Source organism: Vibrio sp. 2017_1457_13 (genome assembly GCF_030851525.1).
Taxonomy (GTDB): Bacteria; Pseudomonadota; Gammaproteobacteria; order Enterobacterales; family Vibrionaceae; genus Vibrio; species Vibrio metschnikovii.
In genome coordinates, this window is sequence record NZ_VHTA01000014.1 from 21,869 (window position 1) to 47,747 (window position 25,879).

The 25,879-nt window shown below is 45.4% G+C and carries 19 protein-coding genes; 8 read left to right on the forward strand and 11 right to left on the reverse strand.

Features of this window, described 5'->3' with window-relative positions; translation table 11 throughout:
* Genes FKN88_RS16290 through FKN88_RS16305 form a run of 4 tightly spaced genes read right to left on the reverse strand, consistent with a single transcriptional unit; the run spans position 1 to position 4,497 of the window.
* On the reverse strand, positions 1-1,551 hold the full coding sequence (locus FKN88_RS16290) for a hypothetical protein (RefSeq protein WP_187985350.1): 1,551 nt from the start codon (positions 1,549-1,551) through the stop codon (positions 1-3).
* Positions 1,551-2,114, reverse strand: coding sequence for an ECF-type sigma factor (locus tag FKN88_RS16295; RefSeq protein ID WP_170906481.1), 564 nt, complete (start codon positions 2,112-2,114; stop codon positions 1,551-1,553). The genes FKN88_RS16290 and FKN88_RS16295 overlap by 1 nt, the downstream gene beginning before the upstream one ends.
* The gene (locus FKN88_RS16300; protein ID WP_187985351.1) at positions 2,111-3,169 is read right to left on the reverse strand and encodes a hypothetical protein; all 1,059 of its coding nucleotides are present in this window, start codon (positions 3,167-3,169) and stop codon (positions 2,111-2,113) included. Before FKN88_RS16300 ends, FKN88_RS16295 begins: the two co-directional genes overlap by 4 nt.
* Complete coding sequence (locus FKN88_RS16305; RefSeq protein WP_154169613.1) at positions 3,160-4,497, reverse strand: serine/threonine-protein kinase; 1,338 nt, start codon at positions 4,495-4,497, stop codon at positions 3,160-3,162. Before FKN88_RS16305 ends, FKN88_RS16300 begins: the two co-directional genes overlap by 10 nt.
* Positions 4,498-4,702: 205 nt before the next feature.
* Between FKN88_RS16305 and FKN88_RS16310 the strand changes: the two genes are divergently transcribed.
* Positions 4,703-5,467, forward strand: coding sequence for an ABC transporter substrate-binding protein (locus tag FKN88_RS16310; RefSeq protein WP_154169611.1), 765 nt, complete (start codon positions 4,703-4,705; stop codon positions 5,465-5,467).
* A 73-nt stretch (positions 5,468-5,540) separates the two neighbouring features.
* Here FKN88_RS16310 and gorA read toward each other — a convergent pair whose 3' ends face one another.
* Both gorA and FKN88_RS16320 read right to left on the reverse strand, forming a co-directional pair.
* Entirely contained in the window at positions 5,541-6,896 is a 1,356-nt protein-coding gene (gene gorA, locus FKN88_RS16315; protein WP_158137581.1) for a glutathione-disulfide reductase, read from the reverse strand.
* Between the two features lie 50 nt (positions 6,897-6,946).
* Positions 6,947-7,786: a 23S rRNA (adenine(2030)-N(6))-methyltransferase RlmJ gene (locus FKN88_RS16320; RefSeq protein ID WP_158137582.1), complete on the reverse strand. Its 840-nt coding sequence runs from the start codon at positions 7,784-7,786 to the stop codon at positions 6,947-6,949.
* 432 nt (positions 7,787-8,218) lie between these two features.
* On the opposite strand from FKN88_RS16320, the gene prlC reads away from it, so the two are divergent.
* Both prlC and uvrD read left to right on the forward strand, forming a co-directional pair.
* The gene (prlC, locus tag FKN88_RS16325; protein WP_154169584.1) at positions 8,219-10,261 is read left to right on the forward strand and encodes an oligopeptidase A; all 2,043 of its coding nucleotides are present in this window, start codon (positions 8,219-8,221) and stop codon (positions 10,259-10,261) included.
* A gap of 164 nt (positions 10,262-10,425) precedes the next feature.
* A complete protein-coding gene (uvrD, locus tag FKN88_RS16330) occupies positions 10,426-12,600 on the forward strand; it encodes a DNA helicase II (RefSeq protein ID WP_154169582.1) in 2,175 nt (724 codons plus the stop codon).
* Positions 12,601-13,279: 679 nt separating this feature from the next.
* On the opposite strand, the gene FKN88_RS16335 is transcribed toward uvrD, so the two are convergent.
* Together FKN88_RS16335 and rarD are read right to left on the reverse strand one after the other, a co-directional pair.
* Positions 13,280-13,942 (reverse strand): LysE family translocator, encoded by a 663-nt coding sequence (locus tag FKN88_RS16335; protein WP_158137585.1) that lies wholly within the window; start codon positions 13,940-13,942, stop codon positions 13,280-13,282.
* Positions 13,943-13,970: 28 nt separating this feature from the next.
* A complete protein-coding gene (gene rarD, locus FKN88_RS16340) occupies positions 13,971-14,882 on the reverse strand; it encodes an EamA family transporter RarD (protein ID WP_154169577.1) in 912 nt (303 codons plus the stop codon).
* A 225-nt stretch (positions 14,883-15,107) separates the two neighbouring features.
* On the opposite strand from rarD, the gene recQ reads away from it, so the two are divergent.
* Positions 15,108-16,943, forward strand: a complete 1,836-nt coding sequence (recQ, locus tag FKN88_RS16345) for an ATP-dependent DNA helicase RecQ (RefSeq protein WP_306687684.1) — start codon at positions 15,108-15,110, stop codon at positions 16,941-16,943.
* Positions 16,936-17,250: a DUF3630 family protein gene (locus FKN88_RS16350; RefSeq protein WP_154169573.1), complete on the forward strand. Its 315-nt coding sequence runs from the start codon at positions 16,936-16,938 to the stop codon at positions 17,248-17,250. Before recQ ends, FKN88_RS16350 begins: the two co-directional genes overlap by 8 nt.
* Before the next feature lie 9 nt (positions 17,251-17,259).
* Here the strand turns inward: FKN88_RS16350 and FKN88_RS16355 are convergent, their stop codons facing one another.
* Positions 17,260-18,108, reverse strand: coding sequence for a MurR/RpiR family transcriptional regulator (locus tag FKN88_RS16355; RefSeq protein ID WP_154169571.1), 849 nt, complete (start codon positions 18,106-18,108; stop codon positions 17,260-17,262).
* Positions 18,109-18,400: 292 nt separating this feature from the next.
* Here FKN88_RS16355 and murQ point away from each other — a divergent pair, with 292 nt between their 5' ends.
* The gene (gene murQ / locus FKN88_RS16360) at positions 18,401-19,303 is read left to right on the forward strand and encodes an N-acetylmuramic acid 6-phosphate etherase (RefSeq protein WP_158137587.1); all 903 of its coding nucleotides are present in this window, start codon (positions 18,401-18,403) and stop codon (positions 19,301-19,303) included.
* Between the two features lie 24 nt (positions 19,304-19,327).
* A complete protein-coding gene (murP, locus tag FKN88_RS16365) occupies positions 19,328-20,776 on the forward strand; it encodes a PTS N-acetylmuramic acid transporter subunit IIBC (protein ID WP_306687685.1) in 1,449 nt (482 codons plus the stop codon).
* A gap of 81 nt (positions 20,777-20,857) precedes the next feature.
* Here murP and FKN88_RS16370 read toward each other — a convergent pair whose 3' ends face one another.
* Both FKN88_RS16370 and FKN88_RS16375 read right to left on the reverse strand, forming a co-directional pair.
* Positions 20,858-21,346, reverse strand: a complete 489-nt coding sequence (locus FKN88_RS16370) for a TIGR00645 family protein (protein ID WP_004397492.1) — start codon at positions 21,344-21,346, stop codon at positions 20,858-20,860.
* Positions 21,347-21,462: 116 nt separating this feature from the next.
* Positions 21,463-22,782 carry an amidohydrolase family protein gene (locus tag FKN88_RS16375; protein WP_306687686.1) on the reverse strand — a complete coding sequence of 440 codons (1,320 nt, stop codon included), beginning with the start codon at positions 22,780-22,782 and terminating at the stop codon, positions 21,463-21,465.
* A gap of 242 nt (positions 22,783-23,024) precedes the next feature.
* Here FKN88_RS16375 and FKN88_RS16380 point away from each other — a divergent pair, with 242 nt between their 5' ends.
* A complete protein-coding gene (locus tag FKN88_RS16380) occupies positions 23,025-25,820 on the forward strand; it encodes a pitrilysin family protein (RefSeq protein ID WP_306687687.1) in 2,796 nt (931 codons plus the stop codon).
* Positions 25,821-25,879: the final 59 nt, after the last annotated feature.

The following is a 25,879-nucleotide window of genomic DNA, read 5'->3' on the forward strand; positions in this document are numbered from 1 at the left end:
TTACTTAGGTGAATGGTAAATCAGATTAATCGCAAATTTCTCCAATAAGTGCGCGTATTCAGGACGCGGATAAAGTAAATAGGTATAAATTTCACCCGCAACCGGCACATCTTGAGCTAAAAACTCATGGTCTAAATAGACGGCGATACGGGTTTTGGTTCGTGCATATTCACCACATAAAGGAGGATAGTTGCCAGCGCGATCACCACTTTCACTAATTAAGGGGATTTGATAGTGGCTAGAACCAATTAAGCTCGAATAGGCCCAATAAGGCTCGATATCTCGACAAAACAGACTATGAGTTGGATGGAAAACATTCAGATCTGAATCTGCAGGTTGGTAGTAATTTGGTTGGATGTGGCGTACGTCAAAAATATAGTTAAATAGGCCGATGGGATAAAACTCTTGCTGGGCATTGAGCATCAGATAATCGAAATTTAAGCCTTGATACTGATATTCACCGGTATCTACGTTCAAGCGTGATTCTGCGCCAACTCGTTGATCAAATAAACTGAACGCCATCTCTTGGCCATTTTCGTTACTGGTAATGTGATAAATCATCAAATCGGAATAAAAATGAGAGGGATAATGATGACGCAGCTGCCAACTGGCGGTTTTTCCGGCTGGAAAGTGTAAGTGAATGTGTTCATCTTGCTGCTGATAGGTGGCCACGATTCTCATCTCCTCTAGCTGCGGGCAGCGTCGTCGATGGTTAGCTGCCGCGTACCAGACGTTACCTTCTTTGAGTTCGAATAACTCACACTGTAAAACATGAAACGGGTAACGCTGGCTGCCAAGGGTTCTAGTGGTATTAATTCGATATAAGGGTTGATCGATTAACATATCGCTTAGCGGTGGCTGTGGTGTAATTGCAGGCAACGAAAAATGTGCCGTCACCCAATTTTCAGACTCTAATCCATGTTGATTATCATTAGCTGAGATACTGAGCCTTAGCTCGCTTTCTTGACTGTCAGCGATACCTGTCAGGGTTAAGGGTGTTAAACTACGTACTTGTAGTGCGCGACTATTAAGTTCAACCCGATAGCTAAGTAAATCGCCATCTGGATCAATAAATAAAGGTTCAATAGCAACGGAATAATGGATCGCGCTGCCGTGTGGTAATACCCAACCAGCGATCTGTTGCTGAAGCTGCTCATAGTAGGTTTGGTTAATATGAGGAGGGCGATTTTGAGTCGTGTCTGGGGCCGTCTTGGTAATATCTCTTCTCTGGCGATCTGTTAGTGAATGAAATTCTTCAATCGTCAGATTCTCATCGTTAACTGGCTGCGTAACGCTCTCTGATGGCGTTGCCTCCAAGACTGGTTGCTTAGGATCCAGATTAATCACCATGTTGATCTCATGGCTTAGTTGAAGTTCAATCATCTCTTCTTGGCGTGAGCGCGGTGATAAACCCAGCGTTACGGCCATTGTTGATGGTTCAATTTTTTGACTGACAAGTGTGGTAGATTCGGCAGCGGATGGTTGACTTGACCATTGCCAGTAGATAAGAGTTAAACAACCAAGGCCAATCAATCCAACTAGGTATCTCATTATTGATGCATCCGCAGTTGTAGCCACGATTGAGCAAATTTAAGATCTTTTTCGATTAAGCTGGTGCTGCACTCTAACAGTTGACTTATTTCGTTGATTTTTAAGCCAAGAAAATATTTTAACTTTAACGCGTTGGATTGCCTTGGGTAGCGAACCGTAAAGCTATCTAAGGTTTGATCGAGCAAAATCAGCTGTTCAACATTCGCTTCTGCTGGGGTAGGGAGCGATACTGTCGCCTGGCGCTTCTGAGCTTGCACTGTTCTGGCATGATCAATCAATATTTGCCCCATGACTTTAGCGGCGAGCAGTAAAAATTCACGTTGATGGCGAATCTGTTGTAAATCGGCTTGCGCTAATTTGATGTAGGCTTCATGAACCAGTACGGTGGTATTGTATAACTCCTCACTTAATACCGGATTATCGTGACCATATTTAGCGATGTTTTTACGCCGTTCTTGTTCGGCTAAACGGCGAAGTTGTTGATAGGCCAACTGATATAACTGTGCTTCGGCCTCTTTATCCCCTTGCTGCCACTGGTGTAAGATCTGGGTAAAGTGATTCATTTAGTTTTTATCTCATGGTGTTGTTTGGTGAACTCGCTGGCGTGAAGTAGTTGTAAGGTTTCACTGCCATCTTGGGCTCGAATTTTTTGCTGTTGTAAGCGATACAAAATTCCTTGATCCCAGCGCTCTCCAGCAGGCAGATACTCCCAACTGACAATCTGTCTACCTTGTTCCGCATCATACCAAGTGACGCTGGTGTTGAGCTGGGCAAGCTGGACATAAGGCTCTGGATTATTACGCCACCACATGGCAGGAAACTGAGCGGAGATATCTTCGCGATAGTCGTTGATCTGCGCTGGGCAGTTTGGTTGATGCTGTGGGCCGAGCTTAATCGTATTCGGTGAGATAAGCAGACAACGATATTCGATACCATTTTGTTGATAGAAGGTTTGTCGCCAAATACCCGATAGGTTGATTCGGTCACCTTTCTGTTGTGGGTAAGTGAAGGCTAAAGTTTGCCCTAAATTATGATGACTAATATGCTGGTTTGGGCCTAAGCCTTGTACTTTTTCGATCAATAACTGGCTCTCAGGGTGAAAACTCAGAGCAATGGTACGATATTTCCAGTCGCCTTCATCGTCGTGATCTTCGACATAAAAACCACTTAAATCATTGTTAGTACAGCCGGTAAGGGCACAGCCAAGTAGCCCTTGGCGATCAACAAAAGGTTGCAAAGGCTCGGTTGATTGCGAGGTAATAGCCCCCTTGATATCGAGATGACAATTTTGAAAATAGTCACCGGGTGAGGGGTATTCAGTGAGGCCATCGTTGTCAATCGAAAAGATAATACGGCCAATGGGAGGTTGGTAGTCTGGGTGAAATTGACGATCCAGATCATGCAAACAGACTCTGCCATGCCAGTCGCGTTTTTGAATCATGGTATTGATTAATCGCTGACCTTGAGGATGAAAAATAACCTCTGCGACATCTTGAACCGTAGCTGTACCATTTTGAGTACCACTAGCTAAGCAAGATAGGCTTACCAAGCACAATAAGCCCATCAAAAATTGAGTAAATTTAAGCCGCGAGCAGAGGATAGTGATGATCATTGACATTGGTTATCAGAGCAATTGAGTATGAGTTTTTGTTTAGGTACGTTCGGAGCCACTAAGGCTGCCAGTAGTTTTTGTTTAATGTGTTGTGGTATCTCTTGGCTAGACAGTAGTGATCGCCGAGTCATATCTAGCATTCCTTCGAGAGTGAGTGACTCTCCCTGTGCGTACTGTGCGTGATGCATCAGGGTGGTTAATTGCAACAATATCTTTTCTGTGATTTGTTGTTCTTGCTGTAATTGTCGGTTTTTTTCGATCAGCGTATAAGTGAACATCATCACCAAGCAAACGAGAAGTAAACTGAGTGCACTAAGCATGGGGCGACGTCGAATAAAGCAACTTAGTACGTGCCACGGTTGCTCAGACTGTTGTTTAATCGGACGATGTGCAAGCAGCGCATCAATGTCTTGTCGCAGCTCGCCAACAGTTTGATATCTTTCGGTAGTATGCTCTGCTGTCGCTTGGTTTATGATCAGGGTTAAAGTTGCAGTCAGTGACCCCACAGGAATTATGCTCGCCAGTACTTTGCCTAATGAATACACGTCACTTTGTTGAGTTAAATAATCGCCCCGTTTTTGTTCAGGGCTGGCATAGTCGGCACTGTAAGCTTTAAATTCAAATTGTGGTTTATCACCATGGCCCTCACGCAATTTTTGCGTGAGGTTAAAATCAATTAGTTTTAATTGATGCTGTTCGGTGACGAGAATATTTTCGGGTTTAAGATCGGCATGCAGGATATGATGATCATGCGCATGCTCAATGGCACGACATAACTGACTAAATAATTGTAATCGCTGGTGCAGGTTAAGCTGATAATGTTGGAGGTGAGCGTTGAACGCTAGGCCATCAATGCGCTCCATCACCATATAAACCTGATCATTATAAATGCCGCCATCAAATACCTTAGCGATAGCAGGATGATTCAGTTTAGCCAGTAACTGCGCCTCGTTAAATAACATTCGAGAACCCAATACTTGGTTCATGGTCGGTTGAATAAATTTAATCGCCAACTGTTGTTCGAAAGAATCATCCGCTCGATGGGCGGCATAGACAACGCCCACGCCACCTCGACCAATCTCCTCGGTTAACTGATATTTATCGATGCGCAAATTGGAATAGTCTTGTCTTGAGCTAGACCAAGTCTGGGCATGATCAGTTAATAGTTGGCTCAAAGAAAAGGTCGACGTTGTTTTTGAAGCCAACAAAGTCACCAATTGTTGATAGAGAGCGGAATTCTGCCGTTGTAATGATTCAAGCCACTGATTTTGATCCGATTCTGATAGATCGAGGTAATCATAAAAGCACTGAGTAATGGAGGCTGGGTCGGGCACGAAGTTTGGTTTTTATTATTATGAATTTGAATTAGTTTAACCAACTTAGTTACATAAAGAAATACATCATATTGCAGTGACTTAATGAAGAGTGCCCTTATCGGCGTCATTCCATTCAGCAATAGCCGTAATCACTGTCTATACTTTGCTCATTGGTAGCCGCTCTGTTATGGGGCATGCGCTATTACTAACTGGAGGCGTTAGCATGGGTAAAGGTATTAAATTATTAATTATCAGCTGGTTAAGTTTGTTTTTTTCTGCACCACTGTGGGCTAATGTGACGTGGCAAGGCCATTGTCGAGACCGAATCCCCTATCTTTATTTTGAAAATGGTCAGTGTAAAGGGCCGGGTGGGGATGTGATCACTCAAGTCATTGGTAAATTAGGCCATCAAGTTCAGTGGACGCAAGTGCCTTGGGCGAGAACCATTGGTGTTGCACCACAAGGCGGTGTTGACTTAATCCCCTTACACTCTATGGATGAGGAGCGTGAGGTCTATTTACATCCACTACTCATGGGTTATGGTCAAAGAGAGGTCTTTTACTTTACCCGTAAAAACTCTGATATCGATGCTAAAGATTTTGATGAAATCGTCAGTAAAGGGTATGTGGTTGGTGCATTAAATGGCAGTTTTTATAGTTCGCAATTTAATCAAAATACCGATCGGCTACGGACTATTTTTGTCACTAGTGGCGATCAAATTATTAATATGCTCAAGGCGGGACGATTTGATTTGGCTATCACTTCGGAGCAGCATGGACTTGACGTATTTGAAAGTGATCCCGAACTGAGAAAAATTAGTTATACGGATGTTTCGCTCAATGGACGCTTTTTTAGTGTGCCTAAACGCTCAGCAAACTATCAATACATTAATCAATTAGAGGCGGCATTGACTGAAATGCGCCGTTCTGGGGAAATTACGCGGATATTTGAGTCTTACGGTTTAGAGGCGCCGATTCAACAAGAGTGATTACGTTAAGATAAGCGTATAAACAAAAACTGCGAGCCAAAATGTCAGCTCGCAGTTTTATTAGGAGGAGACGTTACCGCATAGTAACAAATTCTTCACTGCCCGTTGGGTGAATAGCCACTACCGAATCAAAGTCAGCTTTGGTCGCGCCCATCTTCATTGCAACCGCAAAACCTTGAATCATTTCATCCACCGTAAAGCCAATACCATGTAAACCGACCACGGTTTCTTCTGGGCCCGCGCAGACTAATTTCATTTTGCATGGCTGGCGATGAGAGGTGACTGCGGTATACATAGCAGTAAAGCTCGATGTATAGACTTTGACCTGATCGGCGCCATACTTAGCGATCGCATCAGGTTCGGTTAAGCCAATGGTGCCAATCGGTGGGTGACTAAAGACCACGGTAGGCACTAAGTCATAATCCATTTTCGCTTCAGGTTTGTTGTTGAACAAACGCTCAGACAACTGACGACCCGCTTTGACGGCCACGGGGGTCAACTCAATACCGCCTTCCATAATATCGCCGACACAGTAAATGCCTTCAACATTGGTATTTTGGTATTGATCGACTTTAATGTAGCCTTGCTCATTAGTCGCTACGCCAGTGGCAGCAAGATTAATCGCATCAGTCGCGGGATGACGGCCAATCGCCCAGATCAGGGTGTCGACATTGCAGCTTTGGCCATTTTCAAGATGCAGTGTCAGGCTGCCATCGGCCTCTTTAATTACTTGTTTTGGCACGCTATGGGTGTGCAGCGTTGGCCCTTCCGTTTTCATTACTTCGGTTAAGGTATCGATGATCATCGGATCAAAGCTGCGCAGTGGCGATTCTTTACGTACAAACAAGTGGGTCTCTGTGCCAAGGGCATGCAGTACCCCAGCTATCTCAACCGCGATATAACCAGCACCGACCACGGCTACGCGTTTCGGTTGCTCGGTTAACTCAAAGAAACCGTTGGAATCAATACCGTATTCTGCGCCAGGAATGTTTGGAATGGTTGGTCGGCCACCCACGGCAATCAAAATATGATCGGCAGTATAGTGCTGACCTTCGACTTCGATGGTTTTGGCATCAATAAAACGGGCAAAACCACGAATAACATCCACTTTGTTATTACCGAGCACGCGATCGTAAGATTGATGAATGCGACCAATATAGGCTTGGCGGCTTTCAATCAGTTTTGACCAATCTAGACTATTAACCTTGACATCAAAACCGTAGTCTTTCGCGTAAAGCTGCATTGCTTCGGCAATTTGAGCGCCATGCCACATGACTTTTTTCGGCACACAACCGACATTCACACAAGTGCCACCGAGATCTTTCGCTTCAATCAACGCGACTTTTGCGCCATACATTGCCGCACGGTTCGCCGAGGCGATGCCACCGCTGCCGCCGCCAATACAGATATAATCAAAATGTGTTGTCATTCCTTTCTCCGTTATTCTTTTCAGTGCGTTATTAAGTAGATTGGGTCAGTTTATTCTGGAACAACCCATTCGACTTTAAAATGACCCGTTGCCGGAGCGATGGCTTGCTTGAGAAACGGTAGAATGGTTTGCATTTCACTCTCCAGTTTCCACGGCGGGTTAATTACAATCATCCCTGACGCGGTCATACCGCGTTGGTTGGTATCGGGTGCTACACCAAGCTCAATTTGTAATATTTTACGAATGCCAAGGTTAGCTAGCCCATCTAACATATCCTCAATATCGCAGCGGTTAACCACGGGATACCAAATCGCATAAATGCCCGTTGACCAACGTTTATGGCTTTGCGCGATGGCTTGCACCACATCGCGATACTCTTTGGCCAGCTCATAAGGCGGATCAATCAGCACCAAACCGCGGCGTTCTTTTGGCGGTAAGCTGGCTTTTAAGCGTGCAAAGCCGTCTTGTTTGTAAATCGCCACTTGGCGATCACGAGCAAATTCTTGCTCCAGTAATGGGTAATCACTGGGATGCAGCTCGCTGAGTACCATGCGGTCTTGGGCACGAAGATGAGCACGAGCGATGCGTGGTGAACCTGGGTAATAGCGTAGCTCCTCGCCTTGGTTGAGTGCTTTAACCGCATCCAGATAACTGTCTATTTCAGCGGGCGTGTCTGCCTGCTGCCATAATCGGCCAATCCCTTGTTTGTATTCTCCGGTTTTTTCTGACCACTCGTGGGTTAAATCGTAGCGCCCAACGCCAGAATGAGTATCGTGATAAACAAATGGCGTCTCTTTTTGCTGTAACGCATTGAGAATAAGACTTTGTACGATATGCTTTAATACATCAGCGTGGTTGCCAGCATGAAAACTGTGACGATAACTTAGCAAAATGAGCTCTCAAAACACCCTGAGCGAGTGTGGCTAGTGAATCAAATAATATCGCCTGATTATATACTCAAAAGCGTTTCAGGTGCAGATTGGTGATACGTCAGTCTGAGCGAGGTGGGTTGATGATATCCCCTTAGTAATTGAAGCTGCTGCGGTGTTGGCGACGTTCATTCACCTCAGTCATATCGTTTGTCTATGCTCATGGGGATTGATTCACTTGCCGCTTACTTGTAACTCCAAGTCGTTTGGGACAGTGGGGTGAAAGTTAGCTTAAGATCGTCAATCTTGTGGTGATTTTAAGTCATAATACTTAAGTCGCTATTGAAATTTCGCTTCACCACCCCGATTTACTTTCTCATAACAAGAACCTTCTTACTTTGCTAATCCAAATAGGAAGGAGAGCGACACGTCTTAACTCAAAAGGAATGTTATATGTCAAACCCTCTTCTCACGTTCACGGACTTACCGCCGTTTTCTGCTATTAAACCTGAGCATGTAAAACCTGCGGTTGAACAGGTGATTGAAGCTTGCCGCACTAAAATTAATCAAGTTCTTGAGGGTAACACTCAACCTTCATGGGCGAGTGTGATTGCGCCGATTGAAGAAGTCGATGATCGCTTAAGCCGAGTGTGGTCGCCTGTTAGTCACATGAATTCCGTTGTTAATAGTGATGAGCTACGTGACGCTTATGAAAGCTGTCTGCCTCTGCTGTCTGAGTACAGCACTTGGGTTGGACAACACAAAGGGCTGTTTGACGCCTATAAAGCCATTAAAGCCAGTCCAGAGTTTGCAACCTTAACTCGAGCTCAGCAAAAAACCATCGACGATGGCCTGCGTGATTTTGAGCTTTCAGGGATTGGCTTACCTGCTGCGGAGCAGAAACGCTATGGTGAGATCAGTAAGCGCATGTCCGAGTTAGGTTCAAAGTTTTCTAATAATGTCCTTGACGCCACCATGGGCTGGAGTAAACAGATCTCCGATGTTGAGCAGTTAGCAGGTATGCCAGAATCAGCCCTTGCTGCAGCGAAAGCGGCCGCAGAAGCGAAAGGGTTAGAAGGGTATTTATTGACTCTAGAGATGCCTTCTTATCTACCCGTGATGACCTATTGTGATAACCAAGCTCTGCGTCAAGAGTTGTACGAAGCGTACGTGACGCGAGCATCGGATCGCGGCCCTAACGCTGGTCAATGGGACAACAGCGAAATCATCGCTGAGAAACTCAAGCTACGCCATGAAATTGCTCGGATGTTAGGGTTTAACTCTTACAGTGAAAAATCATTAGCGACCAAAATGGCGGAAACCCCAGATCAAGTGTTGGGCTTCCTGAATGATTTGGCGGCGAAAGCCAAGCCTCAAGGCGAGCGTGAAGTAGAAGCCTTACGCCAATTTGCTGAGCAAGAATATGGCGTGTCTGAGCTGCAATTATGGGATGTGGCATACTACAGTGAGAAGCAAAAACAGCACTTGTTTAACATTTCCGATGAAGAATTGCGTCCTTATTTCCCTGAAACAACGGTAGTCAAAGGCTTATTTGAAGTGCTTCACCGTGTGTTCGGTATGTCGGTTAAAGAGCGTGCAGGGGTGGATACTTGGCATCCTTCGGTACGTTTCTTTGATATTTTTGATTCCAACCATACCTTACGTGGTAGCTTCTATCTTGATCTGTACGCTCGTGAGCATAAACGGGGCGGTGCTTGGATGGACGATTGCCGTGGCCGTCGTGTGACGCAAAATGGTGAATTGCAAACGCCAGTGGCTTATTTAACCTGTAATTTCAACCGTCCAGTCGGCGATAAACCAGCCTTATTTACTCATGACGAAGTGGTGACTTTATTCCACGAATTTGGTCACGGTATTCATCATATGCTGACTCAAGTTGAAGTGGGTTCAGTGTCTGGCATCAATGGTGTGCCTTGGGATGCGGTTGAGTTACCGAGTCAATTTTTAGAAAACTGGTGCTGGGAAGAAGAGGCATTGACCTTTATTTCAGGTCATTACCAAACCGGTGAACCGCTGCCAAAAGCCATGCTGGATAAAATGCTCGCTGCGAAGAACTTCCAATCGGCGATGTTTATTCTGCGTCAATTGGAATTCGGTCTGTTCGACTTTACGCTTCATACCACCTACGACCCAGAAGTAGGGCCAAAAGTGCTAGAAACCTTAGCTGAGGTGAAGAAAAAGATCTCAGTATTACCAAGCTTAGAGTGGAACCGTTTCTCTCACAGCTTTAGCCATATTTTTGCTGGTGGTTATAGCGCCGGTTACTACAGCTACTTATGGGCTGAGGTGTTGTCTGCCGATGCGTTTTCACGCTTTGAAGAAGAGGGTATTTTTAATACTCAAACCGGACAAAGCTTCCTAGAAAACATTCTTGAAATGGGCGGCAGTGAAGAGCCTATGGAGCTATTCAAGCGTTTTCGTGGTCGTGAACCACAAATTGACGCCATGCTGCGCCATGCTGGGATCCCCGCTTAAATACACGTCAAGCAAACATCACTTAGAAGGGCTGCACATGCAGCCCTTTTCTATTCCATCACTCGACGATCACGATGAAACGGAGACTTATGACGTCATTTGGTTATCCCATCGTTTAAGAGTATAATCGTACAAATTATGTATAAATAAACAGTAGATTAGCCATGATGGATCCCTCTCTTTTGCTCGATGGTCTCAACGATAAACAGCGCGAAGCCGTTGCCGCCCCTTTAGAAAATCTATTAGTGTTGGCAGGAGCGGGCAGTGGCAAAACACGGGTACTAGTACATCGTATTGCTTGGCTAATCTCGGTTGAACAAGCGTCGCCATTTTCGGTCATGTCGGTGACGTTTACCAATAAAGCCGCTGCAGAAATGCGTGGACGAATTGAAGAGCTAATGCAAGGCAGCGCATCGGGTATGTGGAATGGTACTTTCCATGGCATTTGTCACCGTATCTTACGTGCTCACTATTTAGATGCCAATTTGCCGGAAGATTTTCAAATCTTAGATTCTGAAGATCAACTGCGTTTATTACGCCGTTTAATCAAAGCGCAAAATCTTGATGAGAAACAGTGGCCCGCTAAACAGGTTTGTTGGTGGATCAATGGCAAAAAAGACGAAGGATTACGTCCGCGGCATATTGATGTTTACCGCGATCCGGTGACGCAAACCTATCTGCAGTTGTACAGCGCTTATCAAGAAGCGTGCGACCGAGCGGGGTTGGTCGATTTTGCCGAAATTTTATTGCGTACTCACGAGCTTTTGCGTGATAAACAGCACATTCGCGAACACTATCAAGCGCGTTTCAAACATATTCTGGTCGACGAATTTCAAGATACCAATAATATTCAGTACGCTTGGCTACGCATGTTAGCTGGGCCTGAATGCCATGTGATGATTGTGGGTGATGACGATCAATCGATTTATGGCTGGCGCGGAGCGAATATCGCCAATATTGAAAAATTCACCTTGGAATTTCCGAGTGTTAACACCATTCGTCTTGAGCAAAACTACCGTTCAACCAAAACCATTTTACAAGCCTCGAATGCCTTAATTGCCAATAACACCGAGCGGATGGGGAAAGAGCTATGGACCGATGGCAATGAAGGTGAACGGATCTCGGTGTACTCTGCTTATAACGATTTGGATGAAGCCCGCTTTACGGTGACCAAAATTAAAGAGTGGCGAGATAACGGCGGTTTACTCAATGATTGTGCGATGCTTTATCGCAATAACGCTCAGTCACGGGTATTGGAAGAAGCGTTAATTCAAGCTGGTCTACCTTATCGCATCTATGGCGGGATGCGCTTTTTTGAACGCCAAGAGATCAAAGATTCGCTGAGCTATTTACGTTTAATCGCGAATCGTCATGATGATTCGGCTTTTGAACGAGTGATCAATACTCCGGTGCGAGGTCTGGGTGATAAAACGCTGGAAACCATTCGTTTTGCCGCCCGTGATCGCGGCTGTACTTTGTGGGATGCCAGTATCGCGTTATTGAATGAGCAAGTGCTAACCGGGCGCGCTGCGGGAGCTTTGAGCCGCTTTGTTGAGCTGATTAATGCCTTGGAAGATGATAGCGCTGAGATGCCTCTTTACGTACAAACGGACCACGTGATCAAAACGTCAGGTTTATACGCCATGTATGAACAAGAGAAAGGCGAAAAATCTAAGGCGCGAATCGAAAACTTGGAGGAATTGGTCACCGCCACACGTCAGTTTGAAAAACCGGAAGAAGCCGATGAGATGAGCATGCTAACCGCATTTTTAACCCATGCGGCACTGGAAGCTGGAGAAGGGCAAGCGGATGAGTTTGATGATGCGGTGCAATTGATGACATTACACAGCGCGAAAGGACTCGAATTTCCTTTGGTGTTTATGGTTGGCGTCGAAGAAGGTATGTTCCCGAGCCAAATGTCCGCTGAAGAAGCGGGGCGTTTAGAAGAAGAGCGCCGTCTGTGTTATGTCGGCATGACGCGAGCGATGCAAAAGTTATACATCACCCATGCAGAAATTCGCCGTTTGTATGGCCAAGATAAGTACCACAAGCCATCACGTTTTATTCGCGAACTACCTGAGCAGTGTTTAGATGAAGTGCGTATGAAAGCGCAAGTCAGCAGACCCACTAGCAGTGGCCGGTTTAGCACTAGCGCGGTGAAAGAGAATTTTAATGAAACGGGCTTTAGTTTAGGGGCGCGAGTGCGGCATCCGAAATTCGGTGAAGGTACGATCATCAACTTTGAAGGCAGTGGCCCACAGAGCAGAGTGCAAGTTGCGTTTAATGGTGAAGGCATTAAATGGCTGGTCACCGCTTATGCTCGACTAGAAAAAGCCTAACGTTTTTCAGCGTTACCAAACAAGTGGGTAACGCTGATTACCGATAAAAGAAAACCCCGCGGGCAAAGCCTGCGGAGTTAGGGTCTTACTTGCAGCAATCCAGCTACTCAATCGGTGCTCCCTGCATCAATTCCTTGATAGTATGCCATATCCTTTAGCGTAATCCGTCCATCGCCTTCCTAGCGGTGTCCTTTATCATCCTGATCGACTAACCATCCTGTTAGTTCGCTTACTTGTTCCCTGAGCAGTGTCCTTGACATCATCCTGATGTTTAATCCTTGCCTCATCCAGAGGAGTCCATTGTCATTCCGTTGTCGTTACCATCCTAGTAACGAGTGCATCCTTTCAATGTCCCTGTGCAGTCCTTGCTGATGATTAATCCTTAACCATCACTCGTCATCCTGACGTTTACTGTCCGTAGTAATTTCTGTTCCGTGTCAGCATCCTTCCGACACCACCCATATTACGCTTTTAAACGGCTTCAACAAGAGACTAAAAATAAATGCACAATAAATCCCATGCTATAGATTTTGTTTTAAAGTTTTTAAATTCAGCTAGTTATGGTTTTTTTAGTGGCGTTACTCTAGAGATAAAACGATGTTGGCTTACTTATTTGTGCGAGATCGCTTACAAAAGGGCAAGCCAATCTTCCTCTTTGTTCGCTGAGCTCGAAGATCGATTAGGATTGATAAAACAAGCCGATCAGCGCTTGAGAGAGAATCATTAAGCCAATTAGGCTGAAAATAATCCCACATAATAAATCAATATAGCGGCTTGCTCGTTGCAATTTACGCTGCAAGCGCTCGGTTGATAGCATCCACGCTAGTGCGGCAAACCACAGCAGTGAGATAGCCCATAGAATCAGTAACGCCATCCCTTTACCTTGTAGTGACATACTGGCTGGCACTAACGTTGACATCAAACTGATGAAAAAAACCAAGGCCTTAGGATTAAACAGATTGGTAATTAAGCCACGAGAAAATGCTTGTCGCTTATTATTCAGTAGCAATTCTGTGCGCTGGGAGATAACCCCACTGTCTGTTTTCCAGTGTTGCATGGTATGGCGTAATGCATTACTGCCCAAATAGAGTAAGTAACTGCCACCAGCGACTTGGACAAGTGCAAACAGCAAGGGCTGTTGATGAACAAGATAGCTGACTCCCGTTAAGCTTAATAACGAGTGAAGCAAGATACCGCAGGAGAGCCCGAGGGCAATATAAAGCCCAGTGTGGCGACCATAGCGAGTGGCGTTTTGAATCACCAGCGCCATATCTGGTCCCGGACTCATCAAAGCAATGAAATGGACACTGGCTAAGGTGATTAATAAGCTGATTTCATTCATGGTTATTGGCTCAATTTAGATGATTATTTTACTCGGTAACAATACGTGTGGTATGACGTTTATAAGTTAAACCATCATAACTAAAGGCGATTAATGCGCCCCAAATAAAGACGAAAGTGATCGCTTTATCGGCGCTGAATGCTTCGCCATACACCAATACGGCTAACAAAAACATCAAGCTGGGGCCGATGTATTGGAAGAAACCGAGCGTCGATAACTTAAGGCGTGTTGCCGCACCAGTGAAACAGAGCAAAGGTAAAGTGGTGATGATACCTGCGCTGATCAGCAGTAGATTCAATGACCAGTCATTGTTCGATAGATGGCTGGTTGGCGTATCGGCCAGCATAAACAGATATAACGCGGCGACAGGCAGTAAAAATAAGGTTTCGATAAATAGGCCACTTTGCGCCCCCACGCCGACTTTTTTGCGTAGCAAACCGTATAAACCAAATGTAGTGGCGAGCACTAGCGCTACCACTGGCAGCGATCCAAATACCACCAACTGAATGGCAACGCCAATCATCGCCAGTAGCACGGCAAACCATTGTAATTTGCGTAGTCGCTCACCTAAAAATAGCATGCCAAGAAAGACATTCAGGATTGGGTTGATGTAATAGCCAAGACTGGCATCAAGCATATGGTTAGCATTAATCGCCCAAATAAAAATCAACCAGTTACCACCAATCAGGAGGGCGGTGATTAATAAATAACCGAGCTTGATTTTGGATTGGAAAATGTCCACTACATGACGCCACTGGTGACTGAAGTGAAGTAAGCCTGCTAGTAAGAAGAAAGACCAAATAATCCGATGACTGAGAATTTCTAGCGGAGAAACGTGGCCCAGTAATTTAAAATAAATCGGTGCTACGCCCCACATGGTGTAAGCACTGATCGCTAAAAAAATGCCTTTTTTAGCTTCTTGTTGTTGTTCTAATGTCATGATGTCGAATTCTCTGCAGTCGCAAGGGATAAAGAGGAGAAATGCTGGTCAGGGCGTGTTAACTAATACGTAAAAACGTAACTAAAGGTTAACCGCTGAGAGTATAACCTGTAAATCGAATTCATCGACTACTTTGCGGTTTAATTCACCGGCAAACGGCACTACAATAACCGACTGTTCTGATGCTTGAAGTATCAGTATCCCCACTCATGATTGAGAACTTGCATGACCGCCACTGTACTCGTTGAACAACCGGAACTTAACTTATCGCCGCAGCACGTGTTACGTGAGGTGTTTGGCTATCAGACGTTTCGGGTTGGACAGCAAGAGGTGATAGAGGCGGCGATCGCTGGACAAGACAGTTTGGTGATTATGCCCACAGGGGGTGGTAAATCGCTTTGCTACCAGATCCCCGCATTAGTTTTGCCTGGGCTCACGGTGGTGATTTCACCGCTGATCTCTTTGATGAAAGATCAGGTTGATCAGCTCAAAGCTAATGGTGTTGCCGCGGAGTGTGTCAACTCTAGTCTCTCACGTGAGACGCTGATTGCGATTTACAACCGAATTAATCGTGGACAGATAAAATTGCTCTATGTCTCGCCAGAGCGAGTGTTAATGACCGATTTTATCGAACGTTTACAACAGCTACCATTAGCGATGATCGCTGTGGATGAGGCGCACTGTATTTCTCAGTGGGGGCATGATTTTCGCCGAGAGTACGCCTCACTTGGTCAACTTAAACAGGTTTTCCCTCACGTTCCCTTTATGGCACTGACGGCAACGGCAGATGATGCAACGCGAATTGATATTTTACATCGCCTGCAATTGGCTAACCCGCACACTTATTTGGGCAGCTTTGATCGACCCAATATTCGTTACACCCTAGTCGAAAAGCACAAACCCGTATCGCAAGTGATCCGTTATTTAGAAACGCAACGCGGCCAATGTGGGATCATCTATTGTGGTAGTCGTAAAAAAGTCGAAATGCTGACGGAAAAGTTGTGCAATAACGGCATTCGAGCGGCCAGTTATCATGCTGGGATGGAGGTTGATGAGCGTGCTTATGTTCAAGAGGCGTTTCAGCGTGATGACGTGCAAATTGTTGTTGCTACGGTCGCCTTTGGGATGGGGATTAATAAATCCAATGTGCGTTTTGTGGTCCATTTTGATATTCCACGCAATATTGAATCTTACTATCAAGAAACCGGACGTGCGGGACGAGATGGTTTGCCTGCTGAAGCGATCATGCTTTACGACCCTGCCGATATCGTTTGGCTGCGCCGCATGCTAGATGAAAAGGAAGAGGGGCCTCAAAAGCAGGTCGAAAGCCATAAACTGACGGCGATGAGTCATTTTGCTGAGGCGCAAACCTGCCGCCGACAAGTATTGCTCAACTACTTTGGCGAATATCGTGATACGCCTTGCGGTAACTGTGATGTCTGCCTTGACCCACCGAAACATTTCGATGCCACGGAGCAAGTGCGCAAAGCGCTGTCTTGTGTTTATCGTGTTCAGCAGAGTTTTGGGATTGGTTATGTGGTGGAAGTGCTGCGTGGGATGCAAAATATCCGGATTCGTGAAAATGGTCACGATAAACTCTCTACCTATGGTTTAGGGCGCGATCACAGCCATGATTACTGGGTGAGCATTTTCCGTCAGTTGATTCATAAGGGCTTGCTACAGCAAAATATTACTCGCAATTCCACCTTGCAGTTGACCGAAGAAGCCCGGCCGATTCTGCGTGGCGACAAAGCGGTTGAATTAGCCGTGCCACGTTTAGACACCGCAGCGCGGGCGGTGAAATCGGATAAATTGTCGAATAAAAACTACGACAAAAAACTGTTTGCGAAATTGCGCAAACTGCGTAAATCGCTGGCCGATGAAGAAGGCTTACCACCGTATGTGGTCTTTAGTGATGCGACTCTAATTGATATGTCGGATATTTTACCGACCTCGTATGGTGAGATGTTGGCTGTTAACGGTGTTGGTCAGCGCAAACTAGAGAAATACGCCGATCCATTTTTGGATGTCATTCAGGAGCATTTAACCGGTCATGGCTGAGTTCGCTTTACAAGATTATCTCGCCGATCCGGGGCGACTTATCCTGAGCACGCCAGAATGGGATATGGATAGTTTCCCCGCTCTTGGCGAGCATTTTCTGCAGTGGTTATCCGCTTCGCTTATCGATAAGCAGCTTGATGCCGATTTGCATACTTGGCTAATAGATTTTGAAGGTTGTCAGCTACTACTCAAAGCCGAACATTACAGCGCCAGTATTTGGCTTGAAACATTGAGTGATGAGCAAGGTCGAGAAGAGCTAGCCTTTATCGCCCAGTTACTCTCTGGTCACCCATCCGCCGCTGATTGAGTCTTCGGCTTATAAAATTTGCCGAATGTCCGACGAAATGGTCTCTATCAATTGTCGCGCTGAATCTTCTCGCCGCTGAACCAAACTGATAAACAGTAAATCGGTTAAGACATTTTGCGCAGTACGAGAGGCGATAGACGAGCTGCGATGTTGCGTTTCATCGGCGATGGTATCTAAAGCGATATCCGCCAGCTGACGCAGTTTACTTTTCTTTGGTGCGGTCAGAGCAATCACTTTGGCCCCTTGTTGCTTGGCCGCTTCGGCGGCAATAAAGACCTCTTTTCTATCCCCAGAAAAAGAAATCGCGATTTGCACATCTTGAGGCGTGAGCGTTCGCGCGGTAGCAATTTGTACGTGACTGTCTTGCTCAGCGAGTGCGGTAATGCCTAATTTCAATAGCTTGAAAGCTAAATCCTTCCCGGTCAGTGCCGACCCGCCAATGCCGACGATTTGCACTCGATGCGCTTGATTAATCCAATTCACCGCATGGTGAAATTGTTCAAAACAGAGCGCGTTAGTGGTATGAAACATGGCATCCGTTTTTGCTTGGACTAACTTTTGTGCAATCACCGCCAGTGGATCATTAATAAAAATATTGTGCTGTACAGGCGTTGATTCGAGCGCTTGTTTGCGGCTGAGTTCTTCTACCAGCAATAGCTTAAAAGCACTGTAACCTTTAAAGCCCATTTTTTGAGCAAACTTAATGATACTGGATTGGCTGGCACTCACTTGATCGGCCAATTGTAAACTGGTCATTAAGGCCGCTTGCTGAGGATGAGCAAGGATCCAGTCGGCAATTTTTAACTCATTTGCTGAGAGCTGAGTACGTCGACTGATCATTCGATTAACTATAGACATGATGATTTCTCCATATTCTATAAGCGGTTTTACCACGAATCTGCAATTTAAAAGACGATTTATGGTGCGGTTTTTGGAATTTTTTATTCCTTGCTGGGAATTAAATCTGCTTTGACGATGAATAGTATTCAGTGACTTGGCGTATCTTTTAGCTTGTCTTACCTTATTTTGGATGATTATTCCATGCTTTAGCTGGTTAATGAATAACCATAGCTGTGATCCTTATCACTCGATTGGAATTTTTTATTCTATAGAATCGCCATCAGTTGTTATTAGACATATAGGCTTGTGCATGAAAATAGATTTAACCCAATGGGTAACGGAGAGCCGTAATCCAGCGAGCGCGGCGATTGATACCTTATCCACGTTTGAGATGTTACAAATCATCAATCAAGAGGATAAGAAAGTCGCTTTAGCGGTTGAAAAAACCTTGCCTCAAGTGGCGCAAGCGGTCGATGTGATTACTTTTGCTCTGCAATCTGGTGGGCGTTTGTTCTACATGGGAGCGGGAACTTCTGGCCGATTAGGTATTCTGGATGCTAGCGAATGTCCCCCTACTTATGGTACCTCACCCGACTTGGTGATTGGCCTGATTGCTGGTGGTCATCAAGCGATTTTAAAAGCGGTGGAAAATGCAGAAGATAATGTAGAACTTGGTGAGCAAGATCTGCAGCGTTTTCACTTTGGTAAACAAGATGTTTTAGTGGGCATCGCCGCTAGTGGCCGAACGCCGTATGTACTGGGCGGCATGGCTTACGCTAAATCCGTTGGTGCGACGGTTATTTCTCTGGCCTGCAACCCTAATTGTTTAATGGAACAAGCCGCGGATATTGCTATTACGCCCGTGGTTGGCCCTGAAATTGTCACGGGCTCTTCAAGAATGAAGGCTGGCACGGCGCAGAAGCTGATCCTCAATATGTTAACCACAGGAGCGATGATTCGCAGCGGTAAGGTCTTTGGCAATTTAATGGTCGATGTTGAAGCCACTAATGCCAAGCTTATTCAGCGTCAAACGAACATTGTTCGTGAAGCAACGGGCTGTAGTACAGAGCAAGCTGAACAAGCGCTAGAAGCTTGTCAACGACATTGTAAAACGGCGATTTTGATGATCCTTGCCGATCTGAATGCACAGCAAGCCGCGGAGCGGTTGGCAAAGCATCATGGCTTTATTCGTGCGGCACTGAACGATCAATAATCCAATCGTGTTGAGGTAAGGTAAATGGCTAAAATTACATCGAGCATGATAGCTCAACTGCTTCGCGCGGTCGGCGGCAGTGATAACATTAGTAAGTGTGGTAACTGTATGACCCGCTTACGCTTAACATTGAATGATAACCTCCTCGCCGATCAAGCTGGGATTAAAGCCATTGCTGGGGTTATGGGGGTGGTAGAAAGCGATCAACAACTGCAGATTATTCTCGGTCCTGGTAAAGCGCAAACTGCGGCTGAAATGATGAATGAGATGATCGCCAATCTTGGGCTTACCGCTACATCAACGTTAGATACGCCTGATTTATCGACAATTGCTGCGGCGCAAAAACAGCAGATGAAGAGTAAACAAACCAGTGCCGTGCAGCGTTTCCTCAGTAAGTTTGCGACCATTTTTACGCCATTAATTCCGGGCTTTATTGCCGCTGGTTTATTACTTGGTTTTGCCACTTTATTAGAGCAGATGCTAGTCCTTGGTCAATCGCCAAATCAATTTACGCTGGATCTGATCGCCTATATGAAGGTGTTTGGCAAAGGATTATTCGCCTTTCTGAGCATCTTAATTGGGTATAACGCGCAGCAAGCATTTGGCGGTTCTGGGGTCAATGGCGCTATTTTAGCTTCCTTGTTTGTGCTGGGTTATAACCCAGATGCGACAACGGGCGTTTATTCTGGCATGAGTGAATTTTTCGGTTTTGTGATTGACCCTCGAGGCAATATTATCGGCGTACTGTTAGCGGCGATTTTGGGTGCTCAGGTCGAAAGAAAAGTTCGCCAATACATGCCTGATGATTTAGATATGATCTTAACCTCTTGCGTCACGTTATTGATCATGGGGGCGGTGACTTTTTTGGTGATAATGCCGATTGGTGGTGAGTTATTTAAAGGCATGTCATGGTTGTTTCTCAACCTGAATGATAATCCACTAGGGGCTGCGTTGCTCTCCGGTTTATTTTTGATTTCGGTGGTGTTTGGCATTCATCAAGGGTTTGTTCCGGTCTACTTTGCTTTGATGGATGTGCAGGGTTTTAACTCGCTGTTTCCTATTTTGGCGATGGCTGGAGGCGGCCAAGTTGGCGCGTCGCTAGCCCTGTACTTTAAAGCCAAAAAAGACGCCGTGCTGCGCACCCAAGTGAAGGGCGCGATCATTCCGGGTATTTTAGGCATTGGTGAGCCGCTGATTTATGGCGTCACCCTACCCAGAGTGAAACCGTTTGTCACGGCATGTATTGGCGGTGCGGCTGGTGGTTTCTTTATTGGTTTAGTCTCTTATCTTGGCTTACCTGTCGGACTTAATACGGTATTTGGGCCATCGGGTATTGTTGCGATTCCGTTAATGACATCAGCGCAGGGTATTTTCCCAGGGATGTTGGTATTTATCTGTGGTCTACTCATTTCTTATGTGGTTGGTTTTTTTGCAACGCTTTGGTTTGGATGCAAAGATGTTGACTTAAGTTAGTTCACCTTCCCCCTATTGGTGAATGATTTTGCCCTGATCCGATAGGTTCAGGGCTTTTTTATGTTTGGCTCTAGCGGCGGATTATTTTTTGGTGATTTTATCTAAATAACCCATCATAAAAGCAGAGATGACAAAGGTAATGTGCAGCATCAAATACCATTGTATTTTCTCATTGGCGATATTTTCGGTGTTCATAAACACTTTCAGCAAATGAATTGAAGAGATCGCGACAATCGAAGCAGCAACTTTATTTTTCAGTGAACCGGCATCGAGTTTACCCAACCAGCCCAATTTATCGTTATGTTCCTCAACGTCGATTTTAGAAACAAAATTCTCATAGCCAGAAAACATCACCATCACAATCAGCCCGCCAACTAAGGTGATATCAATCAATGATAACGCGATTAGAATCAGGTCAGCTTCTTGAATAGCAAAGATATTTGGGAGTAGGTGAATCACTTCTTGAAAAAATTTAATCCCTAAGGCGAGGAGGATAAAACTCAAACCGAGATAAATAGGTGCCATGATCCAGCGAGCAGAGTACAGCAGTTTTTCGATAATACGTTCCATTTAAAGTAACCATCAACAAAGCCCAATAGGGCAGAATGAGGCTGATATTACTTTGTTTTTATACTTAAGGTGTAGTGAAAATTGAGGGGATAAGATCCCCTCAGCAGACGTATTGATTAGAGCGTATTTTTATAAATGAGACCGTCTTTCATGATCAGTTGTAGGTTATCCGTTGCTTCTAAAATGGTTAAATCTTGTAGCGGATTGCCATTGACGATCAGCAGATCGGCCAAAGCTCCGGCCTCAATAACCCCTAACTTACCTTGATAAGGCGCACGCTCTCCTGAGAGCATCAGTAGCTGTGCATTGTCGTAGGTAGCCATTTTCAGTACTTCAGCAGGGGTGTACCAGCGAGTCATAATACTCAACAGTTGCGTTTGCCCTTTGAGTTTTTCCGCACTGAACAAAATATCGGTTCCCCATGCGACTTTTACTTGATGTTTTTTCGCTAAACGATAGGCCCTGTCTGTGCCTTGTTCGACCATTTTTTGTTTCAGACGTTGCGGTGAGCCTTCGGCAAAGCTGGATTTTCGCTCAGAAGTAAACGGTTGTAAGCTCCACCAAATGCCTTCTTTGGCCATTCGTTTTGCGGTTTTTTCATCAATTAATTGGCCGTGTTCAATCGATTTAACCCCACCATCAATGGCTTGATTAATCGAGCGAGGAGTATAAGCGTGCACGGTTACATAGGTGCCCCAATTTTCTGCCGCTTCCGTCGCGGCGCGAATTTCTGCCAGGCTGTATTGAGTCACATCAAGCGGGTCATAAAATGATGAGACGCCACCACCTGCCATGAGTTTAATCTGCGATGCCCCGAGGGCTAACTGTTCTCGCACATGCTGACGGACTTCATCTGGACTATCAGCAATCGCTGAAGTGCCTGTCCTAACAGAGATGGTGTGTTTTTTACTATCAGCGGTTATTAACTCATTGGGCAGCCGAAAATCACCATGGCCGCCAGTTTGAGAGATAAAAGCCCCGGCTGGCCAAATACGAGGACCGGTGGTGATCTGCTTATCGATCGCCATTTTTAAGCCGAAAATGGGGCCGCCCAAATCGCGCACACTGGTATAACCCCGTTGCAGCATATCGGCAGCGGTTTTAGCGGCAACAATATTAATAAACCCTTGATCAGCAAGCATTAAGGTTTGTTGAGGCAGGGCGGCGAGCATTAAATGAGTATGAGCGTCAATCAATCCCGGCATTAAGGTTTTGCCTTGACCATCAATTACTATGGTGTTGGAGTCAGTGACGTTAAGGGCTTGGTAATCTTCGATTTTGCTGATCAAATTATCTTGCACATAGACATTTTTTGCTGCGCTGAGCGTTGCTTGTCGTCCATCAAATACTTGCACATTTTTAAATACATACTGAGCGGCAAAAGTAGGCCAAGCGATTAGGCTTACACCTAGCAGTAGCCAAAGCGGTTTATTCATTTTATCACTCCAATCAACTAGCGGCATGGCACCTTGGTGCACAAACAGATAAAAGTGTAGCGATATTTGGCGAAACTATCCGATTTGAAACGCAAAAATGCCAACTTTGTTGAATAAACCTCAGCGGTTTACTCGTTGAGTTGCTTGATGTTTTTGTATGCATTTGTATGTAACCATTCTAAAGCGAGATAAAACATGAATAATGACGATTCTTTTTTACTGATGTTATTCGAGGTTGTCTCTTGTCTCTCTTTACTCGGTTAATGCCATTCTTTGGCGCTTGCTACATCATCATGTCTCTACACTCGGTTGCCAATGAATTAACCCCTGATCCACGAATCCATCAAGGTCGTTTAGCTAATGGCCTAACTTATCAGTTGATGGTTCACCCGTACCCCAAAAAAGCGATTATCATGCGCATGCAAATTGCCGGTGGTTCCTTGGTGGAGTCTGAACAGCAGCAGGGATTGATGCATCTATTAGAGCATATGGCGTTTAATGGCTCTCGATCCGTTCCACAAGGGGATATGATTGCTCAGTTAGAAAAGCTTGGCCTTAGTTTTGGTTCGGATACCAATGCAATTACTGAACATCATCAAACGGTGTATCAATTTAATATCATTGAAGGCTCTCAAGATAAGCTTACAACTGGGCTGATGTTAATGCGTGAGATTGGTGATCAACTGACTTTAACACCCGAAGCTCTAGCGCAAGAAAAGCCGATCGTAATGGCGGAAATACGCGAAAAACAATCGATAGAGCTAGATAATTATCAACATCAGCAGGCATTTTTATACCCAGATAGCCCATTGGCGAGTCGTCTGCCAATCGGCTTGGAAAGCGCAGTTAGTCAAGCGACAGTAGCACAATTACGTGATCTCTATCAGCGCTTTTATACACCAGAGCGCACGACCATAATTGTTGTCGGTGATATTGATATTGCCGCCACAGAGCGTCAGATTCAGCAAGGTTTTGCCAACTGGCAACCACATCCACAGGCAGTTTTAGTCAGTGATGATCCACTGCCAACCTTGACAGTCCAGCAAGAGCTTAGAGCGGATAGTTTTTTTGACCCACGTTTACCGACGACAGTGACTTTGGGTATGTTACAGCCTCAAGATGTACTTGCTGATGGTATCGCAAGACGGCATAGAATGCTTAACGACTGGCTAATTCGTCATCTGTTGTATCGCCGCTTAACCGCCCATCTGCCAGAGGAGGATATGGGGCGTCGAGTCAATGTGGCCTTATTTGAAGAGTTTAAACATGGCTTACGCTTTGAGTTATCACTTAATTCCGCCCCTCATCAGTGGCGAGAAAGCCTTACCCTGCTAGAGCAGACCATGCGTCAAGCTTTGGTGGGTGGTTTTACTGAACAAGAAGTTAATCGAGCATTAGACTTGATCGAACAAGATATACAGCATGCTCTAGCTCAACCACTAAGTGTGAATAGCTTTGGTTTAGCTGAGCAATTGGTCGATTTTAACGCTCGCGGCTTATATTTTTTAGATCCCAAGCAGGAATGGGCGTTGTTTCAACAATTGAAGCCTAGTTTGACTGCATCAGCACTGCATGAAGCCCTAAAGCAGCGTTGGCAAGGGGAACCATGGATTTATCTGACTCACTCTCAACCAGAAGAACAGGTGGCAAAAGAGCTTCTGAGCGTCTATCAGCAAAGCCAGCAGCAGCCGATTAGCGCTCATCAAGAGCAAAAATTGACTCCGTTTGCTTATGCAAATTTCGGTAAGCCTGGAAAAGTCATTGCCGATCAGCGTGATGAACAGGCAGGAATCCGCCAACTGGTTTTTGCTAATGGCGTACGACTTAGTTTGAGACCCACTCAATTTGAATTGGGACAAGCGATAGTGCAGCTCAAAGTCGGTTTTGGTGATGTAGCCCTGCCTAAAAGCGAAGGGCTAACCACGTTATTTCAACGTAGCTTTGTTCTTGGAGGATTAGCTGAGCATAGTTATGCTGAGCTGGGACAAATATTAGCAGGGCAAGGTTTAGCTGTGGGATGGAAACTATCGGAGCAAGGGTTTAATGATGCCGTCTCTGTGCGAACCGAGCGATTAAGAGCGCAGCTAGGGTTACATACCGCTTTTTTGATTGCGCCAGGGTTTAGACCTGAAGCGTTACACCAGTTTCGGCAACAAGTGCGAGAGCATGCATTTAGCCGCCATACCAACGCTGAAACGTTATTTTGGCAGCGATTCGCTGAGCTATTACATCCAGAGGACATAAACTACGCCCTTGGCCGCGATCAAGAGCTATTGAAGCGAGATTTTTCTGAAATCGCCCCCGTGCTCGCGTCGGCCGTCGATCGTGGCTTACTTGAGGTCACGATTGTCGGCGATATTGATGAATCTCAGGCGATTCAAGCGGTAGCCGAAACATTGGGTGCTTTAGAGCGTCATCCGTTGCCAATCACCAAGCGTCCAGTCGTAGCTCGCCTGCCTGAGTTACCAGCGAGCCGCCAGTTGAGCCATCAAGGAGCGGTTGATTCAACAGCACTGGCTTGGATTTGGCCTAATCTTGATAGTTACTCCGTTGAGCAAGCGGCGAAAATCTTGTTATTAGATCGCGTTTTGCAACTGCTGATCACTGAAGAGCTACGAGTACAAACGGGGATGAGTTATTCACCTTATACTTTCAATTCTAGTGCGAAAGAACCGTCAGAGTTAGGTTATATCGGCTTATTTGCGCTGGTTGATAGACAGCATGTTTTATCTATTGAAGGTAAAGTTGACACTCTCATCGAGCAACTGGGTTCAGGGCAGCGAATAGACGCTGATTTATTGGCGAGAGCTAAGCAGCCTTTATTACAATCCATCGCTCATGTCAGTAATAGCAATGGATTTTGGTTAGAGGCTACGGCAATGGGCCGAACTCAACCAGAGTATTATCAGCGCGTGCAGCAAATTTATGATCATATTGCCGCCGCTGATATTCAGTCAGTACAAACAAGTGCCCAACGCTATTTAAGTAAAGACAAGTGCTTAAAAGTGATTACCTCGTTTGGCGAGTCCGTGGATTGATTTACTGAATATTGGTTGCAAAGAAAGCCAACTGACTTTGTAAATATAAGAATGCTACT

What these genes read in the sequence shown, in the direction of transcription:
- uvrD (WP_154169582.1), top strand. Translation starts at nt 10,426, where the DNA reads ATGATGGATCCCTCTCTTTTGCTCGATGGTCTCAACGATAAACAGCGC.
- gorA (WP_158137581.1), bottom strand. Translation starts at nt 6,896, where the DNA reads ATGACAACACATTTTGATTATATCTGTATTGGCGGCGGCAGCGGTGGC.
- FKN88_RS16350 (WP_154169573.1), top strand. Translation starts at nt 16,936, where the DNA reads ATGGCTGAGTTCGCTTTACAAGATTATCTCGCCGATCCGGGGCGACTT.
- FKN88_RS16375 (WP_306687686.1), bottom strand. Translation starts at nt 22,782, where the DNA reads ATGAATAAACCGCTTTGGCTACTGCTAGGTGTAAGCCTAATCGCTTGG.
- FKN88_RS16300 (WP_187985351.1), bottom strand. Translation starts at nt 3,169, where the DNA reads ATGTCAATGATCATCACTATCCTCTGCTCGCGGCTTAAATTTACTCAA.
- FKN88_RS16290 (WP_187985350.1), bottom strand. Translation starts at nt 1,551, where the DNA reads ATGAGATACCTAGTTGGATTGATTGGCCTTGGTTGTTTAACTCTTATC.
- rarD (WP_154169577.1), bottom strand. Translation starts at nt 14,882, where the DNA reads ATGACATTAGAACAACAACAAGAAGCTAAAAAAGGCATTTTTTTAGCG.
- murP (WP_306687685.1), top strand. Translation starts at nt 19,328, where the DNA reads ATGGCTAAAATTACATCGAGCATGATAGCTCAACTGCTTCGCGCGGTC.
- FKN88_RS16335 (WP_158137585.1), bottom strand. Translation starts at nt 13,942, where the DNA reads ATGAATGAAATCAGCTTATTAATCACCTTAGCCAGTGTCCATTTCATT.
- prlC (WP_154169584.1), top strand. Translation starts at nt 8,219, where the DNA reads ATGTCAAACCCTCTTCTCACGTTCACGGACTTACCGCCGTTTTCTGCT.
- FKN88_RS16355 (WP_154169571.1), bottom strand. Translation starts at nt 18,108, where the DNA reads ATGTCTATAGTTAATCGAATGATCAGTCGACGTACTCAGCTCTCAGCA.
- FKN88_RS16295 (WP_170906481.1), bottom strand. Translation starts at nt 2,114, where the DNA reads ATGAATCACTTTACCCAGATCTTACACCAGTGGCAGCAAGGGGATAAA.
- murQ (WP_158137587.1), top strand. Translation starts at nt 18,401, where the DNA reads ATGAAAATAGATTTAACCCAATGGGTAACGGAGAGCCGTAATCCAGCG.
- FKN88_RS16310 (WP_154169611.1), top strand. Translation starts at nt 4,703, where the DNA reads ATGGGTAAAGGTATTAAATTATTAATTATCAGCTGGTTAAGTTTGTTT.
- FKN88_RS16370 (WP_004397492.1), bottom strand. Translation starts at nt 21,346, where the DNA reads ATGGAACGTATTATCGAAAAACTGCTGTACTCTGCTCGCTGGATCATG.
- recQ (WP_306687684.1), top strand. Translation starts at nt 15,108, where the DNA reads ATGACCGCCACTGTACTCGTTGAACAACCGGAACTTAACTTATCGCCG.